Annotated in this window: 13 protein-coding genes; 3 read left to right on the top strand and 10 right to left on the bottom strand. The window is 42.9% G+C overall.

All coding sequences use genetic code 11. From position 1 onward, the window contains the following. Positions 1–40: 40 nt before the first annotated feature. The 5 genes from MKY14_RS02010 to MKY14_RS01990 all read right to left on the bottom strand — a co-directional run bounded on the left by MKY14_RS02010 (position 41) and on the right by MKY14_RS01990 (position 5838). Positions 41–1678, bottom strand: coding sequence for a sugar ABC transporter substrate-binding protein (locus tag MKY14_RS02010; protein ID WP_038569996.1), 1638 nt, complete (start codon positions 1676–1678; stop codon positions 41–43). A gap of 55 nt (positions 1679–1733) precedes the next feature. After that, positions 1734–2621: a carbohydrate ABC transporter permease gene (locus MKY14_RS02005; RefSeq protein WP_036689738.1), complete on the bottom strand. Its 888-nt coding sequence runs from the start codon at positions 2619–2621 to the stop codon at positions 1734–1736. A 14-nt stretch (positions 2622–2635) separates the two neighbouring features. After that, on the bottom strand, positions 2636–3577 hold the full coding sequence (locus MKY14_RS02000; RefSeq protein ID WP_036689816.1) for an ABC transporter permease: 942 nt from the start codon (positions 3575–3577) through the stop codon (positions 2636–2638). Between the two features lie 179 nt (positions 3578–3756). After that, positions 3757–4764 (bottom strand): LacI family DNA-binding transcriptional regulator, encoded by a 1008-nt coding sequence (locus MKY14_RS01995; protein ID WP_036689737.1) that lies wholly within the window; start codon positions 4762–4764, stop codon positions 3757–3759. 171 nt (positions 4765–4935) lie between these two features. Beyond that, positions 4936–5838, bottom strand: a complete 903-nt coding sequence (locus tag MKY14_RS01990) for an ArsR/SmtB family transcription factor (RefSeq protein WP_076130581.1) — start codon at positions 5836–5838, stop codon at positions 4936–4938. A gap of 150 nt (positions 5839–5988) precedes the next feature. Between MKY14_RS01990 and arfA the strand changes: the two genes are divergently transcribed. Next, a complete protein-coding gene (arfA, locus tag MKY14_RS01985; protein ID WP_076100772.1) occupies positions 5989–7494 on the top strand; it encodes an arabinosylfuranosidase ArfA in 1506 nt (501 codons plus the stop codon). A gap of 72 nt (positions 7495–7566) precedes the next feature. On the opposite strand, the gene MKY14_RS01980 is transcribed toward arfA, so the two are convergent. Beyond that, entirely contained in the window at positions 7567–9948 is a 2382-nt protein-coding gene (locus MKY14_RS01980) for an alpha-L-arabinofuranosidase C-terminal domain-containing protein (RefSeq protein ID WP_340975661.1), read from the bottom strand. A gap of 170 nt (positions 9949–10118) precedes the next feature. After that, positions 10119–12785, bottom strand: coding sequence for a family 78 glycoside hydrolase catalytic domain (locus MKY14_RS01975; protein WP_340975659.1), 2667 nt, complete (start codon positions 12783–12785; stop codon positions 10119–10121). Positions 12786–12921: 136 nt separating this feature from the next. Here MKY14_RS01975 and MKY14_RS01970 point away from each other — a divergent pair, with 136 nt between their 5' ends. After that, positions 12922–13791, top strand: a complete 870-nt coding sequence (locus tag MKY14_RS01970; protein ID WP_076130584.1) for an AraC family transcriptional regulator — start codon at positions 12922–12924, stop codon at positions 13789–13791. Between the two features lie 47 nt (positions 13792–13838). Here MKY14_RS01970 and MKY14_RS01965 read toward each other — a convergent pair whose 3' ends face one another. Both MKY14_RS01965 and MKY14_RS01960 read right to left on the bottom strand, forming a co-directional pair. Beyond that, the gene (locus MKY14_RS01965) at positions 13839–14744 is read right to left on the bottom strand and encodes a hypothetical protein (protein ID WP_076130585.1); all 906 of its coding nucleotides are present in this window, start codon (positions 14742–14744) and stop codon (positions 13839–13841) included. Between the two features lie 167 nt (positions 14745–14911). Next, entirely contained in the window at positions 14912–15736 is an 825-nt protein-coding gene (locus MKY14_RS01960; RefSeq protein WP_076143215.1) for an AraC family transcriptional regulator, read from the bottom strand. Between the two features lie 120 nt (positions 15737–15856). Here MKY14_RS01960 and MKY14_RS01955 point away from each other — a divergent pair, with 120 nt between their 5' ends. Beyond that, a complete protein-coding gene (locus MKY14_RS01955; RefSeq protein WP_340975658.1) occupies positions 15857–18967 on the top strand; it encodes a glycoside hydrolase family 2 TIM barrel-domain containing protein in 3111 nt (1036 codons plus the stop codon). Positions 18968–19033: 66 nt separating this feature from the next. Here the strand turns inward: MKY14_RS01955 and MKY14_RS01950 are convergent, their stop codons facing one another. Next, entirely contained in the window at positions 19034–19864 is an 831-nt protein-coding gene (locus MKY14_RS01950) for an AraC family transcriptional regulator (RefSeq protein WP_340975657.1), read from the bottom strand. Positions 19865–19940 lie beyond the last annotated feature (76 nt).

Genomic DNA, 19940 nt, shown 5'->3' with positions numbered 1-19940 from the left:
GAAGAGGCCCCAGTGAAGGGGCCACATTCTATTATCTAACTTATTTAAGGCCTAATTTTTCTTTGTTGTTTTTCATTTTTTCAGAACGAACTTCTACAATCTTATCCCAGTTGTTATCATTCAAAAATGTTTTGTAAGCAGCCAAGGTGCTGTCGAATGTAGCATCGTCTTTAGCGCGGATCATACTTACAAGCGTAGTGTTCCAAGTAGTATCAATTGCAGTAAGACTGCGAGCTTCAGGCGTTCCTTGAGCCGGGTTAATATTTTCAAGAATAAAGTGTGGTTTTAGCTTTCCTTTGCCCCACTCTTGCATTTGTTTAATGGAATCTGCGAATGCGTCATTACTCAGCGCTTTATCACGGTCATGTCCAAAGAACATAAATTCGCCCATCCGGTAATCTTTTTTGAATTTATCGGCATTATTTAATTGCAGGTCTTTGATTTCAGGCAAGAATTCAATTTTACCGCTGTCATTAACTTTATAGGTCTCTCCTTCAATACCGTAGTTCATGAGCTTTTGTCCTTCGTCGCTGAGCAAATAAGTGTAAATTTGAATCGCTTTTGCAGGATCCTTAGCCTTTTTAGTAACATAGCTAATCATCCAACCTGTAATTCCGGATTGATTCAACGTTGGTTCATGTCCAACAGTACTTTGTGGGCCATCAATAGCGATATATTCCTTGCCTGGATTTTCTGTCATGAAGATTTGCAGGTTACCACTTTGTTGAGGGGTTCCATCCAAAAGTATTGTTGCATATTTACCAGATTTCACTTTTTCTTCAAAGGCAGTACCGTCATCAGCAAAACTGTCATCACTGATGTCACCATTTCTGTAAACTTCATTTAACGTTTTCAACCAAGTCAAGTAATCCTCATCCAGGTTACGGTTGTAGAATTCGCCATTTTCAGTTTCCATCGGCACTCCGATGAAATCCTCCAATACATCTCCCAAAGAACCAGTGCCTGAACCAATGGAGTTAAAACCAAAAGGAATCATGTCCGGGAATTGTTTTTTGATTTGTTGCATAACGCTCTTGAATTCCTCAGGAGTTCCAAAGCTTGGTTTTCCAATGGCTTCGTAAACATCCTTGCGGATGACAAAGGCTGTTTTAGCAGGGATGTTACCGCTATCATAATCGTTTTGCGTATTGGAATAGTTAGGGTATCCATAGGTCTTGCCATCTGCTAACTGGAACCAGTTCATCGTATCTTTTTCTGCAACTTTATTGAAATACGGATCATATTTATCTGCCAGATCATTTAAAGGCAATGCCCAGGTAGCAGCTTTTTGTACGACTGGAGAGTTGGAATCAAAAATAGTCAACAGATCTGGCATTTCACCGCCGGCAAAAATCGTATTCAGCTTAGTGTCATCGCCTGTAATGAATTTAATGTTGATGTTTAAATCCTCTTTAATTTTCTTGGTGACAAGGTCTTTTCCGAAATCAGTATTCCACCAGTCTGCATTCACGTACCAAGTCAGATCTGTTGTTTCTTTTTTTGTATCCAGCTTCCATGCCGGTGTTTCCGGATCTATAGTATAACGGCCTTCAATGGAGCTTAACTCTTTACTGGAGCTGTCAGAATTACCTTTCGATCCACAACCTGTAAATACTAATACAACAGCCATAAGTGCCGTACAAAGTTTGAGTCCTTTTTTCCCAAATGCTTTGTTCATCTTTTGTTTCCCCCTAAAATGTTTTGTAAGCATTCACTACTTGGAGATTTACTTACTATTCCTTCACCGCCCCCATCATCATGCCTGAGATAAAGTACCTCTGTAATATTGGATACATCACAACAATCGGCAAAGTTGTAATGACAATTGTTGCTAGTTGAACCCCTTTAGTCGTAGTTTCGATAATCGCAGATCCACCAACATTTTGCATGGATTGTGTTTGCGACTGAACAATGATTTCATAGAGCTTCATCTGCAGCGGGTAGAGCGATTGATCGGTAATATATAACTTGGTAGTCATAAAGTCGTTCCACTGCCCAACCCCGTTAAATAACGCAATGGTGGCCATAGCCGGCATGGAAAGAGGGATAAAGATTTTTAGGAAAATGCGCCAGTCACCTGCACCATCAATTTTGGCTGACTCTTCAAGTGAATCCGGTACATTTCTGAAGAAGTTCATTAGAATAACTACATCATAATAACTGAACAAGGCCGGGATAATATAAACCCAGAAGCTGTTTAAGAGGCCTAATGATTTAATCAATAAATACGTAGGGATCATTCCACCAGAGAAAAACATAGTGATTACACCCATGGCAACATACAGCTTACGTCCACGTATGTATTTCTTACTCAAGCCATAACCGATCATGGCACAAAAGAATACGTGGGTAATGACACCAATGAATGTTTTGGCAAGCGATACTACGAATGCTAAACCAATAGTCTCATCTTGAAATACAGCACGATAATTTTCCAAAGAGAACTCTGGAGACCAAAATATGAATCCGCCTTCCGCAAGCGCCTTGCCCGAACTTAAAGAGGATATGACTACATTCCATAAAGGAACGACAATAATGATTGTACAAATACAGAGCAGGATAATATTTAAGGTATTAAAGATTCGACTATCGAGATCTTCTTTAGCCACCGTACGATTCACAGAAATGCCTCCTTCTACAGAACTGATTGATTATCATTTAATTTACTGGATACTTTGTTGGCGCTAATCAGTAGGATGACTGAAACGATGGAGACACCTAAACCAACAGCAGTAGCATAAGAGAAGTCACCTTGCGTCATACCCATACGATACACATAAGAATTAATGACCTCCGCCTTAACGCGGTTCTGAGAATTCATCAATACCAAGGTTTGATCCAGATTTGATCCTAATAAACCGCTTACAGTCAGAATCAGATTTAAACTGATAATCGGTTTCATGTTAGGAAGCGTGATATTCCAAATTTGTCTCATACGGCTTGCGCCATCTATTTTGGCAGCCTCATAATAAGTAGGATCAATTTTCGACATAATGGCTAAGTAGAGAATCGTTCCCCAACCAGCCTCTTTCCAAATATCGGATAACGTTGCAATCCACCAGTATTTATTCGCATCAAGCAAAATATTTACCGGTTTCGAAATCAGTCCCAAACTGAGCATAATCTCATTAAACATACCGGATGAGGAAAACCAGGCAATCAGCATCCCGCCGAGAACGATCCAGGACAAAAAGTGTGGTAAATAAGAGATGGTTTGCACTATCTTTTTAAAGCGTCCACCACTTAATTCGTAAATCATAACGGATAAAATAATAGGAATAACAAACCCTATGGCTAATTTCAGAAAGCTGATCCCTAATGTATTGACTACAGCGTCCCAAAAATATTTATCAGATAAAATAATTCTGAAATTATCGAGCCCTACCCAAGGTGCAGAATCGAGCGTATCAATTACGGTGTAGCTTTTAAAAGCAATCGTCAATCCGTAAATCGGAATAAAACAAAAGATAATCATAAAAATAATTCCCGGGATGACCATGGATTGAATTTCCCATTGTCTCTTATAATCAATTACAAATTCTTTGACCCTCTGCCCCATAGGCTTTTTCCCGCTCATTGGATTCTTTCCGTTTGTTGGCACTACGGCTAATTTATCCACTTTTTCTTCTCCCCTCCAAATCATGATCCCCAAACAATAAAAACGTTTTTATTTTTTCGAAAAAAAAACCCTCCCAAAACAACAAAATTTTAAAAAATGATCGGGTGAAATCTTGAACCCATTACATATATGTGTTCTTACCGACCAATCTTTACTTGACTAGAACCTCTTACAACTAATTCACCCGCCAATTTCATCATCTCGCCCTGTTCCTTCTTCTGAATCATACGAACGAGGTGATTAATAGCCAAAATACCCTGTCTAGCAATTTGATTTCTTACAGTAGTTAAAGGCGGTGAGAAATATTGCGCAATATCAATATCATCAAACCCCATAACACTAACATCTAGCGGAACTTCGTATCCATGCGATTTCAAAGCTTGAATACATCCAATCGCACTCAAGTCGTTCCCTGCTAAGAAGGCATCAGGTATTTTATCAGGACTATAGTGAAGAAAAGATTTTATAGCGTTGTAAGTGCTTTCTTCTTCAAAATACCCTTGTATAATATACTCTTCATGCGTGGGTAGCTGATACTGACGCAAAGCAGCTAAGTATCCTTCTCTCCGCTGAACACTGTCGTACATCTCATCCACACCAGATATGTAAGCAATCTTTTTATGCCCTAGACTGATTAAATATTTGGTCGCTTCAAACCCCGCTTCAAAAGAATCAAATATCACGCTTCCCATCGTGTCGTTCTTAAGCGGCCGATCCAAAAATACAGCCTTGATCTTGTCTTTCACCATTGCGGCAATTTCTTCTTCGTCTATTCTCAGCTCCTCGTAGATAATGACACCATCCACTCGCCGGCCTAGAATATTGCTCATAATCACTTGTTTGTCCTTGGTAACAAATACATTCAGCCCGTAACCTAGCCGATCACATTCACGCGACATGGACTCAACAAGCTTATAGAAGTATGGACCCGACACACTTGTTGTGAAAAAACCCAGCATTTTGGTTTTCCCATTCCTAAGGAGCTTACCGTTCAGGTTAGGAACATAATTTAATCGCTTCGCAACCTTAAGAACATGTGATTTCGTCTCCGGGTTCAATACATCTACGTCATTTAGCGCGTTGGAAACCGTAGAAATGGAGACTCCAGCCTCTCTGGCAACATCTTTGATCGTTACCTTTTCCATAATGATTCAATCTTCCTTTACGAATAAAAACGTTTTTATAGATTTAAATTAACATAAAAACGTTTTCATTACAATATATTTTTTATTTTTATTTTATCAGAGGTAATAATTGGTACACAAGCTTAAATTTTCTACAGAATCTTATAAAACACCTCTTCTGCAAACTCGAAATCATTCATAATACACTCTAAACATAATGTCTTGCTCGTAATTCCCAAACCCACGGCCATATATGGTTAGTCCGCCTCTTCTCCGTCCGCTATTCTCTGCCGTTAAACGAAAGGTCCACTGATCCTGCTCTACTCGTACATCCTCCAACGTAATATCTGAGATTTGCTGGCCATCCACAAAGGTTCCACCTGTATTAATCCGCAGAACCTTCAGCAAACCATATTGGTTAACATCCGAACGCCACCAAATGGGATTTAATCGTCCTCTAGTGAGGCCAAAGTCGCCCGGACTGGTCCATTTTCCTAAATCCTGACCATTCATCATAAAGCCAATATCCGACGGCCACTTCTCATTTACATGTGGAGCTTCGGAACCTATTTCTAGCGAAATCTCAATTTCCTGCACCACTTGATCTTGAAATAGATAATTTGGAATCTTGTACTCGATAGAACCTTTCGCAAACCATACAATGCCGGCATTCACCCGTTCCGGGTCCAGAAAATAACGTGGATCATCATAATAGCCGATCAGCTTCTCAGTAGTAGCAATCCCGCAGGTAGGTAAAGCCTGAATATCGGTATATTGCCCTACAGGGATAGACACCTCAACCACCTTTCTGGCAACTCCACGGGAGCCCGATAATTTAATCTGCAGGTAATTCGCAGACAAAGAACAATATTTATAGGTCCCTCCATTTACTCGTCTCATTTTAGAACTGATCAGGCCTGCTTTTTGCAGCTTTGCTACATGAGTACTGACAATTGCACTACTAAGGTAGAGCTCCGCTGCCAGCTCTTTGATGTGCATCTCTCTGCGGTCCAGAAGTTCAATAATTCGCAACCTAACTTCACTTGCCAGCGCTTCATACACCTGCAAGGATTCAGAATCTGTGGTTAAGTACATTTCAACGTCTCCAATGCTTATTGAATTAGTATTTTAACGAATCCTAAATTAATTCATTGCTTATTATAAGCTAAAATCAGTATCATGTAATCATAAAACAATTACTTAATTAGTGAAATCATTAATTCAACTAGAGGGAGCTGTACACTCATGCCGATTAAATCGACAATGATTATTGACAAAGATTTCAGACTAGCTGAAGTAGACCCGCGGATCTACGGCTCATTTATCGAACATTTAGGAAGAGCAGTTTACGGTGGCATTTATGACCCGGGTCACCCTACTGCGGATCAGAATGGTTTTCGGAACGATGCCATCGAAGCTATTCGTGCCTTAAACGTTCCTATCATCCGTTATCCTGGAGGAAACTTTGTATCCGGTTACAATTGGGAAGATGGGGTTGGACCCAAGCACGAACGCAAGCAATCTCTTGAATTAGCTTGGTGGACCACGGAAACCAATCAAGTGGGTACCAACGAATTTGCAGATTGGGCTAAGCTCGTAGGCAGCGAAGTCATGATGGCAGTTAACCTTGGAACACGCGGCATCGATGCAGCTAGAAATCTAGTAGAGTACTGCAATCATCCTTCCGGCTCCTACTACAGTGACCTGCGGATCTCTCATGGGTATAAAGAGCCTCACGCTTTTAAGACCTGGTGCCTCGGAAATGAAATGGATGGTCCGTGGCAGATTGGAGCTAAAACCGCGGTCGAATATGGACGGTTAGCGAACGAAACTGCAAAAGCTATGCGCTGGGTCGATCCAACGCTTGAGCTTGTGGCTTGTGGCAGCTCCGGCAGCGGCATGGACACTTTTGCCGAGTGGGAAGCTACCGTGCTTGATCTTTCTTATGATAATGTGGACTATTTATCACTGCATACGTACTACAATAACAACAATGACGACACGCCTAACTTCCTAGCCCGCTCTATGGATTTGGATCATTTCATCAGCAGTGTGGCTGCCACCTGTGATTATGTTCAAGCGAAGAAAAAGAGCAAAAAGAAAATTAATCTGTCGCTCGATGAATGGAATGTATGGAAATCACAAGGCAGCAGCCGTGCCGAACAACATTGGCAGATCGCACCGCCAGAATTCGAAGATGTGTACACACTTGAAGATGCACTTGTTGTGGGCTGCTGTCTTATTTCATTGTTGAAGCATGCTGATCGTGTGAAAATGGCCTGCTTAGCGCAGCTGATCAATGTTATCGCCCCAATTATGACTGAAAATGGCGGACCGCTTTGGCTGCAGACTACTTATTATCCGTACCTGCATGCTTCCCTTTATGGTCGTGGAACCGTACTTCACCCGCTGATTTCCAGCCCTAAATACGATTCCAAAGATTTCACTGATGTGCCTTATTTGGAAGCCATTAGTGTATACAACGAGGAGCTGAATGAAGTAACCGTCTTCGCTGTAAACCGCCATTTATCCGAAGGACTAGAGCTCGACGTGGATCTGCGCAGCTTCAGTTCCGTAAACATCATTGAGCATATTGTACTGGAACATGAAGATATTAAAGCTGTAAACACCAAATCCAATCCACATAACGTGATGCCTAGCCAAGGCAAAGCCGTTGTTGAGGGTGGACATGTAAAGGCCCTTCTCGCAAAAGCTTCCTGGAATGTGATTCGTCTGCGGGTGAACGGCTAAGTTAACTTGTAATAGTCATAGAAATGCCCCCATGAATCTTTAATAAGCCATAGATTCATGGGGGCTTCTTCGTTATTTTATTCTGAAAATTGTCACGGATTGCTTCGGAAACTCATAACTAAAGCTGCTCCCTTCTGTCTTAAAGCTGGTTTGTTTCGGAGAGACCTGCTGCTTATTCTCGAAGTTATTTTCGTCCTCAAGCGGGTATCCCGACATTTCATAGACTTCGATGGTCAGTGCTTCTTTTGCCAAAGATTCCAGTGCAACCTCAGCAGAAACACTATTCTCTTGTACGTTTACTGTCTTGAGGATAATATCCCCCGTTAAGTCTTCCACACTTGCCGTGTAATACAGCGGTTCGATCACCGGAAGTTTATCTTCTGTCTCATTCACCAGTTCTCCGTTAATAAAAGTACGGATCTGTCTGCCCACTACTTCTAGCTTAAGATCGTATTCTACATCTGTTTCAACCGTAAACATAGCATGCGTCAGAACAGAATTTCTTCCGTTGATAATTGAGGCCACAATCGAATCCTGATTCTGCCAGCCACCCAGCTCCCAGTACAAATGATTCTGATCATCCGCTTTACCAAAATAGAAGATAAACCCTTTATTTCCTGCGGTTCGTCTAGCCTTAAAATGCAAAGTATAGTTTTCCCACTCTGTCTCACCAAGCTCTAGTGTCCGATTAGCCGTTTTGTTCTGAGCAGGGTCAGGCAGATTTGAAACTTCCTCTGATAAGTCAGAATACGTCTTCACTTCTCCCGTAAGATTGTTGACTAAGGTGATCTCGGAGAAACGAGCAGCAGAGGCATCCACACCGAAACTGACGGCTCCAGTGATCGCTTCCTTTCTGCTTTCCTTCGGTGCCGTGAAGCCATCTGCTTCCATCTTCAGCAAATGATCTCCCTGATGGTTCATAAATAGCTTTTGCACATAATAGTTTGCCGTTCCGTACACTTCATGATTATTGAACCAGATCATATCCGGCTTCCAGTTAATATAATCCACATTGCAGAGCATTGGAGCATAACAAGCTAAGCCAACGGCATGCGCATTATTTTGCAGACCTGTCATAAATGCTGCTTCCACCAATGCATTGTAATAGGTATTGCCCCATGAGGCATATTCACCGAGGAATACCTTTGGCTCATCCGCTTTGAAGTCATCATAACGATGATGATTAGCCAGGAACCATTCAGGTGTACAGTAATAATGCTCGTCTACGAGGTCAGACTTGTTCTCTTTTGCCGACGTCCAGCCCCGTTCATATTCCTGACCGGCAGAGAACGGACCGCTAGAATTAATGACCTTGATTTCCGGATATTTTGCTTTGATGGCTTGATGAAAGTAAGGATATCTCTCGAAAAAGGGTGCACCTACCTCTTCATTCCCAATGCCGACATACTCCAGCCCAAAAGGCTCAGGGTGACCCAGTTCTGCACGAATGCCTCCCCACTTCGTGGAAGAATCCCCCTTGGCGAATTCAATTAAATCCAAAGCATCCTCAATCCAAGGCGTTAATTCATCCAGCGGTACCATCCGTTTATGATGCGGGTCGTAGCCGCCCGGAAGTACGGGGATCGGCTTAGCTCCAATATCCTCACAGAACTGAAAATATTCATAATAACCTAACCCAAGCGTTTGATTATATGACCAGTTATTGCGTCTTGCCGGTCTTTGTGCAACATCCCCAATCGTATTCTTCCATCTGTACATGGAGTCTCTGTCATCTGGATCCAAGGAACCGTCATGCACCAGACATCCTCCTGGGAACCGCATAAATTTAGGTTTTAAATCAGCGAGCAGCAGCGAAATATCTTCACGCATGCCTCCGGGTCTATTCTTAAAGGTCTTCTCAGGAAACAGGGAAACCATATCCAGATATACCTTCCCGTTACCTTTGGTAACGATTACGAGACGACTGCTTGTGTCCGTGCTATTAGCTGTAATAACGGCTTCATATCGGGTCCATTCAGAGCTGCTTACGGCGATCTCCACTTCACCAAGAATGGTGCCGTCTGTGCTTTCAATGTTTACGGTAAGCGGCACATCAAAGCTTGTCTCCCGGCGGGCATACACCGAGAAGTTATAATTCTCGCCTTCTTTTACCGGAATACCACTGTTAAAGCCTAGATTCATCAGGCCAACGCCGTCACCTTCAGCCACAATATCGATGGCAACATAATGTTGGTTACGATCATTTAAGGGCTTGCTGTCTTCTACAGAGATATTTACCTTTCCATCTCCACGTTCTACAGGCTCCCAAGCCATCAGCGCATGATAATCTGCCCGGTCAATCGGGTCGAATTCAAAAGATCGGTTCTGAACTAGCTCAGCGTAAAGCCCACCATCGGCCGCATGATTCAAATCCTCGAAGAAAATACCGAATAGATCGCCTAACTCCGCCCCCCGCTGCTGCGTATGTATCGTCAATTTTCCTTCTGTCTTCATTCTTTTGTCTTCCTCCTTGTGAATTCCAATTTGATTTATATTTATATTACTTAGTTCATATCAATATAAATCATTATAATAACTCCTCTCTACATTCGTCAATTCGAAAACGAAAAACTGACACCGAATACCCCTCGATGTCAGTTCACACTAGGAAGCCCTAGTAAAGGTTATAAAGAATACGTAAATTGATAGCTGCCCGAACCTAATTGAAGTCTCACTCCGTTATCGACCAAGCTGATGCTGTGCACACCTCTGGACTGCTCCACAGGAACTTCATTTTCTAATAACCCTAGTTGATTGGCTCCAGGCAGAACGACAATACCGTTGGTATTGGCAGGAATCGTAACGTGAATCATCATTCCATTATCCTCTGATCGCCGCCACGCTGACTCTACTTTTCCGTACATGGTTTCAAGACTAGCTTCTGCGTAATCCAGACCGGGGCCTGGCTGTGGCTTGATATGAACGATTTTGAAACCAGGCTCTAACTCATCTGTTCCGATTCCTGCAACGTAACGATACAACCATTCACCTATTGCGCCATAGGCATAATGATTGAAGGAATTCATATCTGCACTCCAGAAGCTGCCGTCATCCTTGATCCCATCCCAATGCTCCCAAATCGTAGTCGCACCTTTCGTCACCTGATACAGCCAGGATGGATAATCCTTTTGAAAAAGAAGCTTATACGCGAGTTCATTATTTCCAATCTCGCTGAGCACAGGATTCAGATATGGTGTGCCCACGAATCCAGTAGTCAGATGATCCTTAGCTTCAGCAAGCAGCTCAGTGAGCTTCTGAATTGCACGTTCTTTGGCGACCCCTTCTATAAGATCGAAACGTAGGGCTAATATCTGTGCAGTCTGGGTAGAGACGGACAACCTTCCCGCAGGTGTTATGAACTCATCACTGAATGCTTTTATAATATTGGCGTGCAGCTCCCTATAATAGTCCACGTCCTCCGATTTTTCTAAGGCTATTGCCGCTTTTAAAGTAAGAGAAACGGAATAGGCATAAAAAGCGGTGGCGACATAATCCCGATCTGTAGCTCCCACATAGCTGTCTGGCTTGGAATCAAGCGCTAGCCAATCGCCGAAATGAAAGCCAGTATTCCACAGATAAGGGTTACTTCCCTGTGCATAGATATATGAAATCCATTGCTTCATGCTCTCGTATTGCTCTGCAAGCAGCCTTTTGTCGCCGTACATTTCATAGATTGTCCATGGACAGATCGTAGCTGCATCCCCCCAGGCTGCAGAAGAATGGTTAGTATCTCCGTCGCCAGGAGGCGCTGCTCTCAGCTCTGGAATAAAAAACGGAATGCCGCCCTCAGGGGTTTGGTCTGCCTTCAAATCCCGTAACCATTTCGTAAAGAAAGGTGCCGTATTCATCAAATAAGAGGCTGTTCGGACAAACATCTGAGCATCCCCCGTCCAGCCGAGCCGCTCATCACGCTGTGGACAATCAGTGGGCACATCGAGGAAATTCCCTTTTTGCCCCCACAGGATATTGTGATGCAGTTGATTCACAAGTGGATCTGAGCACTGAAAATCACCCGTACGTTCCATATTAGAGTGCATCACAATTCCTGTGAAATCCTCTAATTGAAGATCTGCTGAGAACCCACTAAGCTTCACATACCGAAAGCCTTGGAAGGTGAAGTGTGGTTCATACGTCTCTTGCTCCCCACCTTTCAGAGTATAGCGGATGCACTGTTTCGCTTTACGCATATTCTCCGTGTAGAAATTTCCGTCCCGGTCTAATATTTCAGCATGCTGAAGTTCTACCGCCTGACCAGATTGACCTTTTACATTAAATTTTAGCCACCCTACCATGTTCTGGCCCATGTCCAGCACTCTATCTCCCTGCGGGGTAGTCAGCAGTGCAATCGGCTTCAAGGTTTCAACTTGTGTCACTGGCACATTTTCCTGGGCAACGATGATCGCTTTGGAATAATTAATAATCTCCACTGGATGCCAACCTTCTGATGAAGGATCGGTGATATCCAGCTCCAGCCGAGCATCATAGGTTTCACCATTATAAATTTCAGACATCATAATTGCGCTTTTTGCAGCCTGCCAATTCTGATCTGAGCTAATAAGCTCATTTGAACCGTCTGCATACCGGATATGAAGCTCCAGTAGAAGTGAAGTCTTTGATCCATAAATCTCCTTTTGATTATCCCAGCCCAAATACCCTCTGTACCAGCCATTGCCCAACAGTGCGCCTAACGCATTCGCACCTTCATGCAGAAGCTTTGTGACATCATAAGTTTGATATTGCAGCCTCTTACTGTAACTGGTCCAGCCTGGAGTAAAATAATGATCTCCCACCCGACTTCCGTTCAGCTGCAGTTCATACAAGCCCAAAGCAGTAGCATAAATCCTTGCACTTTCCACTGGACCTTTTACATTTACGAATGTACGAAGCTGTGGGCAAATCTCAGAATCTTGTGAAAAAGAGGCTGTAGGAGCGCTGATCCACTCCGCCTGCCAATTCCCTGCATCTAATAGTCCGGTTTCAAAAAATGCAACCTCAGACCAACCCGAGTCTATTGCATTCTGATTCCATGCCCGAACCCGATAATAATAACGCGTGCGAGCTTCCAGCAGCAGACCTTCAAGCTCAACATGGATCGATTGAGAAGACTTTACTTCCTCTGTATCCCATAGCTTGCCTTGAAAAAGCATATTCTCCGCCACTTGAATTTGATAAGCAGACTGCATGCAGTCCCTGTCATCTGAAACTAACTGCCAACTGATTCTGGGTCTGATCACATCAATTCCTAGCGGATTTTCTTTGTACTCACAACGAAGCTTAGTGATTGCGAACATATAGATAAAACCTCCTTCTATAGCGACAAATTAGTCTTTGCCCTATAATTATAGCTGGGTTACCGCTTTCATCACCCGGTAAAAAGGACATCATATCCCTGCAATCATGCCATGAATTTGGAAGGGGCAATTCAATATGCAACGAACCACCGAGTTGTTCAAAAATGAAATCTTTTTTCAAAACGATCTGCATCTGCTCGTTAACCGCTATTCAGAGAACTTCCACGCCCCTTTTCATGCTCATGAATTTATTGAGTATTGCTATGTAGCTGAAGGAAGAGGTTTTCATCACCTTGAAAATGAGATCTTTCCCGTTAGAAAAGGAATGCTGTTCGTGATTCCTGTAGGTGCCCCCCATGTGTTCCGTCCAGCATCTTCTGATACTTTAGGGAATCGCCTGATCGTCTATAACTGCCTTTTTGATATGCAAATGGTGGAGCAATTAAATATCGTCCTTCAAGAGCCATCTATCCGGGAGCACCTAGCCACTCTTGGGAGTAGCAGCTCATCTTACTTTTCCGTCTCAGATCGAGATGGCTCTATTGAGCGCTTAATGCTGAATTTATATCATGAAATGTCGGTATCCGGTATGGGCTCCAAAACAATGCTTTACACCCTCTTAAGTCAATTAATCATAGCAGTGTACAGGCAAAAATACGGAGAAGATGACAAATCTACGATGGATATGGCAGACTTCACGCAAGTCATTCAATACCTAGAGCATAATCTGTCGGAAAAGATTACACTTGCCGAATTAGCCCGTATTTCACAGTGGAGCAGCAGGCATCTTCAGCGCATGTTCCACAAGCATACTGGCCAGTCCTTTGGGACCTACTTGAAGAATCTGCGAATGCATAAAAGCTGTGAATTGCTGCGTACTTCTGGACATAAAATTAATATGATTGCCGAGCTAGTTGGTTACCGTGACATCGACTCCTTTAACGCTGTATTCAAAAAAATAGTCGGCCAGACACCCATCGCGTACCGCAAACTCTACAGATCATAAAAAAGCCGATATCGTATGAACATCCATACAACATCGGCCCTATTAATTTATTGATTAGTGATCTGTTTAAGTAAAAACTCAACAAAATCAGTTGATTTAGTCTTACTGTCATCTTGTCCTAACGTTCCGACGATCATCTGATTTGAATGGATAGGGAGTTCTGTAGCAAAATCCGTATCTGTGATATCTATGCCAGTAATCAGCTCTTGACCACTCTCCGGGTTAGTCATACGTTTCAAACGGTTATCATCAAGAGGAAGTCCTGCGGATTTAATAAACGACTCCAGATTTTGCAGTCCCGACTGCTGGCCAATCCATTCAAAAGTAGCATCATCCATAATCAGGATATCCGGATGATCGGCTGCCAGCATCGCCATAGCCCGCTGCATATAGCTCATATCCAAGGCTCCACCGTCCGTCCCACCTGTTGAGGGTAGATAAACGATTTCTGCCTCCACTCTCTTCCAAGCCGGGTAACGTTTGATGATTTCTTGTTTTAGCTCTTCATTCTTACCTGATGAGTCCTGAGATTCATAGTTGCCTAGGAACATGATTCGAACATCTACCGGTGGAAGCGTAGCTTCATATTTTCTTTCCTGCCATTGATCATAGAGCGCTTTCCCTCCAAAGATAACTACCAGCAGCACGATAATAGAAATAATAGTGTGCGTTTTGTAGAGTCGAAAGAAATTCTCCGATTTACGTGCTACGCCGGACATGGCTCCCCACTTCTCCAGCCGCTTGTCCTCTGCTTCCTGAATCTCCTTCTGATCCAAGCCATCTAGAATGGTTTTGTAAGCGCGGAATTCCTCTTCATAAGCTGCAACCTCATCTTCAGTCGAATTCGATCGACGGCGTTTCAAATGCATATCTAACCTTTTGTTCAATTCCTCCCGGGTAACGTCTTCAGGCAAGTTCAAACGCTCATAGGCTTGCTTTAGCTTCTCATTCAAAATGATGTCTCCTTCCTGATGCTTTTCGTCATTTCAGATCGTTAATTTGGTTCTATGTATTGAATTCTTGTGGCAGTAAAAGTATGGGCTAAGCCGCAAAAAAAACATCGCAGGAACTCAAGTAAACTATATCATGTTGTGCTAGACGGTAACAAGTAAGCGTTTATCTAATCCAAACCATGCAGCTGCTTAAATTGCTCAGGACTCATCCCTGTCAATCTTTTAAACACCAAACAAAAGTAACTAGCATTATCAAAACCCACTAGCTGGGCAATTTCATACATTTTTTTATCGCGTCCATTAAACATAAGCTGTTTACTCAAATTGATACGTTGCTTATTGATATAGGTTACAGGTCGATCATGAATTGTTTTTTGAAAAAGCCTGCATAAATACTGTGGCGATACAGAAATAATCTCTGCCAGCTCCTTTAAAGGAAGCGTCCTATGCAGATTGCTCTCAATATAACGCAGCACCGGCTTAATTCGCTCCAATTCATGTGCCTCATTCAGAGGCGATACTAGCTTTCTTTTTAAATCCAGAAGCAATGCATAAAGATGTTTAGATCGTGCCAAATTAGTCTCCAGCTCATTGCTATCTGGCAGCATAAGGATTTGCTTTAGAGGATTGAGCCATTGATCTTCTTTTAATCTAGCAGGACCAGACTCGCGGATGCCCGCATAGAGCAGCATTTGACCAACCTCTCTGCCATTGAACGAGACCCATGATACCTTCCATTCCTTCCCACTGATAGGGGCATACGAATGAGGAATATCCGGGAACAAAAAGAACACATCCCCTGGACCCACGAGATATCGGTTCTCATGAATGATAAGCTCACCCTTGCCTTCGTGAATCTGATGTATTTGATAGTCTGGAAAGCCTGCAGGACGTATAGTTTCTGGCTGATGCTCCCAAAATCCAAGGGTTGTAGCATAAAGCGGCAGCATGATTACATCTTCTGTTTGGCAAAAAATAATTTTGCTCTCCATAAAAAGTCCTCGTTTCATATTTTGTTATCTGGGACTAAAATTCTTTTATTTATCCTAACATTACTTCAACTTATAATATGAATATAATAACATTACAATGATTATAAAGGAGATCAACTCATGCGAGCAAAGTTTGTCTACCAGCCACCTGCTAACGGTTATCCGGAATGGAATAACAACCCAGAGACTTTTGAATTGAATCGATTGGATGCACATGCCTCCATGATCCCTTACCGTAGCTTATCCCAAGCGCTAACTAACGATAAAGAAACCTCACCTTTCTACCAAACCCTCAATGGGCTTTGGAAATTCGCTTTTTCCGAAACACCGGATCAACGAATTGTGGATTTCTATAAAACAGATTTTGATTGCAGTACTTGGGATACAATTCCTGTACCGTCCCACTGGCAGTTCCAAGGTTACGACTACCCACAATATACAAATCTCCGGTATCCTTGGGCGGAATCCGAGCCAGAGCTTAAAGCCCCCTTTGCCCCAACAAAATATAATCCAGTAGGCTCTTATCTACGAACCTTTACTGTACCTGAGTCTTGGAACGGTCAACCGGTGTACCTAAGCTTTCAGGGTGTTGAATCCGCTTTCTACGTCTGGGTAAACGGTGAACTTGTCGGGTACTGTGAAGATACATTTACTCCATCAGAATTCGATATCACCCCATATTTAGTGGCAGGGGACAACAAACTAGCTGTCGAGGTTTATCGTTGGTGTGATGCCAGCTGGCTAGAGGATCAGGATTTCTGGCGCCTGAGCGGTATTTTTCGGGAAGTCTATCTTTATTCGGCTCCTTCCGTTCATATTGCTGATTATTTCGTCCACACAGATCTGGATGAAAACTTCGTACATGCGGATTTAAATGTAGATATCAAGGTGGAAAATTACTTTAACGAGCAAAGCCCATATACACTGCAAATGCAGCTTTACAATAAAGAGGGCCAGCCTGTTTGGGAGACTCCTATCTCCGCTACGGGTTCCTTTGAGCAAGAAGGCGTTCAACAACTCAAGCTTGCTGCCCCGGTTGAGCAGCCTTTTAAATGGAGTGCTGAAACCCCTTATCTTTATACCTTAGTTCTGTCTATAAATGACAGCAACGGGCATACACAAGAAACGGTCAGCTGTAAGGTTGGATTCCGCAAGTTCGAGATTAAAGACGGACTTATGAAGATCAATGGCAAAAGAATCGTACTCAAAGGTGTCAATCGCCACGAATTCTCTTGCGACACAGGTCGTGCTTTAGCCAAAGAAGATATGCTGCGCGACATCCAATTAATGAAAACACATAATATTAATGCTGTTCGAACCTCCCATTACCCGAATCAGTCTGTCTGGTACGAGTTATGTGATGAATACGGATTATATGTGATTGACGAAACTAATCTGGAAACTCACGGCACCTGGGCATACAGCCAAGCAGGGTTGAATGACGGGAATGTCCCTGGAAGCAAACCGGAATGGCGGGCCAATGTCATTGACCGCTGCAACTCCATGATGCAAAGGGATAAAAACCACCCTTCAGTCATCATTTGGTCTCTCGGCAATGAATCTTTCGGAGGCGACAATTTTATCGCTATGCACGACTACCTGAGAGAAATCGATCCTTCGCGGCCGGTTCATTATGAGGGAATCTTCCACTGTAGAGAATCGGAAGCAGCAAGTGACATAGAATCTACTATGTACATTAAACCGCAGGATGTTGAAAAATATGCGCTTAATAATCCGAAAAAGCCTTATATCCTCTGCGAATACAGTCATGCCATGGGCAATTCATGCGGTGGGCTGCACTTATACTGTGACTTGTTCGACAAATATGATATTGTTCAAGGTGCATTCATTTGGGATTGGGTAGATCAAGCCATTCGGACCCACACCTCCGAGGGAATTGAATATCTCGCTTATGGCGGGGACTTTGGTGAATCGCCTCATGACGGCAACTTTAGTGGCAACGGATTGCTTTTTGCTGATCGTACGGTTACTCCTAAGCTCTTTGAGGTCAAAAAATGTTATCAAAATATTAAAGTAACGGCTGAAAATATCCTAGAAGGACTCTTCCAGATTCGCAATTCCTTCTTATTTACCAACTTAAAGGAATACGATCTCAAATGGGAAGTTCGTTTAGACGGAGTAACTGCACAAGAAGGCTTGCTGAAGATCTCATGTGCACCAGGTGAGAACATTTCATGCAAAGTTCCTTACGAGCTGGATTCACTGCGTGGCAATCATGAAGCAGTTCTGAATCTTTCCTTTATTCAGCCTTCAGCAACTATATGGGCAGAAGCTAATCACGAAATCGCTTGGGAACAGTTCATTCTGTCACCCCGTTTTGTAACCAATACCTCAAAGACAATCGCAGAACCACTGCGTGTCAGCGAGCTTGAGAATGTTTTGAATGTACAAGGTGATAATTTCGAACTGAGCTTTAGTACCACTACGGGTGCTCTGAACTCTTATCGTTCCTCAGGCAAAGAACGTCTGCTTGAACCTGTAAGAGCTAACTTCTGGAGAGCAGTCACTGATAATGATTGTGGTAATAAATTGCCACAGCGGTGTGCAGTATGGAAGCAGGCATCGCATAAACAACACTTAATCAGCTTTACATTTAGAACCGAAGGCTCTCTCTGTTTCGTCTCTGCCAGCTACCTTCTGGCTACAAGTCCGGATTCCACGCTTCGGGTCCAGTACGTGATTCGTGCTGACGGGACTTTAGAGATCACGCAAGAATTGAGTCCGGGCAGCAGCGTTCTGCCAGAAATCCCTGAGTTCGGAATGATGTTCGTTCTAGATGGAAGTCTTGATACCCTGTCATGGTACGGCCGCGGACCTCATGAGAATTATTGGGATAGACAAACCGGAGCCCCACTTGGACGTTACACTGGTAAGGTCAGTGATCAATTCACACCTTATCTCAAACCTCAAGAGTGCGGCAACAAGACTGATGTCAGATTCGCTTCGATTACAGAGGGCAACGATGGAACAGGATTCTATTTTGAAAGTGCAACGCCTATCGAAATTAATGCCCTGCCTTGGAAGCCTGAGGAACTGGAAGCCCATGACCACGTCTATAAATTGCCAGTCTCGAACAAAAGCGTACTAAGAGTTAACTACAAGCAAATGGGTGTTGGCGGGGACGACAGCTGGGGCGCACCAACCCACGAAGAGTTCACTCTGCCGGCTAATCGCCCGTACATCTTCCGTTTCACTGTCTCACTGCTCTAATCTCTTCCACTTATAAAAAAGGCCGTCTCTGGTTGGTTTCTACCACACAGGACGGTCTTCTTTTATTTATTTCACTGCTACTGTTCCTTGTCTGAATTCCGAAGGGCTTAAACCCACATTTTTCTTGAACTGTTTGGAGAAATAATAAAGATCACTAAAACCAAGATCATGGGCAATCTCACCGACAGAACTTTGCGTCCCCCTCAATAGCTCCTTGGCCTTAGTTATCTTTTTTCTGGTGATATACTGTATGGGTGGAACTCCGATTTGCTGTTTAAATAGCCGGATAAAATAGTTGGGATGCATGTACGCAATCTCGGCAAGCTCGTGTATGGTGATATTACGCTCGATATGGGTGTCTATGTACGTTAATATTTTCGTTAATTTTTCGATCGAGCTTAGATTCTTAAAAGTGATTTCGTCTACATCTATGTTCATAATAAAATAAGAAAATAACTCCATTAACTTACTTTTGGCTAATAAATGAGCATACACCGCATCAGATTTCATATGACTCGTTAGGCTGCTGAATATCTCTTGGATTACATGAGGATCTACTTCTCTGCATACATGACTTAGCTCTAACATTTTGAATAGATTGATGTCTCCGATTTTTGCGCTGAAATGGCACCAATACTTCTCAAAGGGTTGATCACTTATGCAAGAATAAGATTGCTTAACTCCCTCAGGCATCAAAAAAAGCTGACCAGGCTTCGGATAATATTCTCGATCGCCAATCTTTAACCAACCCTCCCCATCGCAAATAAAATAAAATTTACTATAGTCAGGTGTGTAGTCAAGATCTCTCCAGTCACGGCCACAAAGATTGTAATCAGCCATAAATAAATCAACCTTTAAATTGGATAAATAATTTGTAAGCAAAACATGGTTATCCATCCCTTACTCCGCCTTATCAGGTTAGTTTTGTACATCTAAAAGTTAATGTCCTACATTTTGATTTCCACCTCTAATC

The organism is Paenibacillus sp. FSL R5-0887 (assembly GCF_038002305.1).
GTDB classification, from domain to species: Bacteria; Bacillota; Bacilli; order Paenibacillales; family Paenibacillaceae; genus Paenibacillus_AQ; species Paenibacillus_AQ odorifer.
Note: the sequence above shows the minus strand (reverse complement) of the source record. Positions and strands in the feature narration are given on the sequence as shown.

What these genes read in the sequence shown, in the direction of transcription:
- MKY14_RS01990 (WP_076130581.1), bottom strand. Translation starts at nt 5,838, where the DNA reads ATGTACTTAACCACAGATTCTGAATCCTTGCAGGTGTATGAAGCGCTG.
- MKY14_RS01995 (WP_036689737.1), bottom strand. Translation starts at nt 4,764, where the DNA reads ATGGAAAAGGTAACGATCAAAGATGTTGCCAGAGAGGCTGGAGTCTCC.
- arfA (WP_076100772.1), top strand. Translation starts at nt 5,989, where the DNA reads ATGCCGATTAAATCGACAATGATTATTGACAAAGATTTCAGACTAGCT.
- MKY14_RS01960 (WP_076143215.1), bottom strand. Translation starts at nt 15,736, where the DNA reads ATGGAGAGCAAAATTATTTTTTGCCAAACAGAAGATGTAATCATGCTG.
- MKY14_RS01975 (WP_340975659.1), bottom strand. Translation starts at nt 12,785, where the DNA reads ATGTTCGCAATCACTAAGCTTCGTTGTGAGTACAAAGAAAATCCGCTA.
- MKY14_RS01955 (WP_340975658.1), top strand. Translation starts at nt 15,857, where the DNA reads ATGCGAGCAAAGTTTGTCTACCAGCCACCTGCTAACGGTTATCCGGAA.
- MKY14_RS02010 (WP_038569996.1), bottom strand. Translation starts at nt 1,678, where the DNA reads ATGAACAAAGCATTTGGGAAAAAAGGACTCAAACTTTGTACGGCACTT.
- MKY14_RS01950 (WP_340975657.1), bottom strand. Translation starts at nt 19,864, where the DNA reads ATGGATAACCATGTTTTGCTTACAAATTATTTATCCAATTTAAAGGTT.
- MKY14_RS02000 (WP_036689816.1), bottom strand. Translation starts at nt 3,577, where the DNA reads ATGAGCGGGAAAAAGCCTATGGGGCAGAGGGTCAAAGAATTTGTAATT.
- MKY14_RS01980 (WP_340975661.1), bottom strand. Translation starts at nt 9,948, where the DNA reads ATGAAGACAGAAGGAAAATTGACGATACATACGCAGCAGCGGGGGGCG.
- MKY14_RS01970 (WP_076130584.1), top strand. Translation starts at nt 12,922, where the DNA reads ATGCAACGAACCACCGAGTTGTTCAAAAATGAAATCTTTTTTCAAAAC.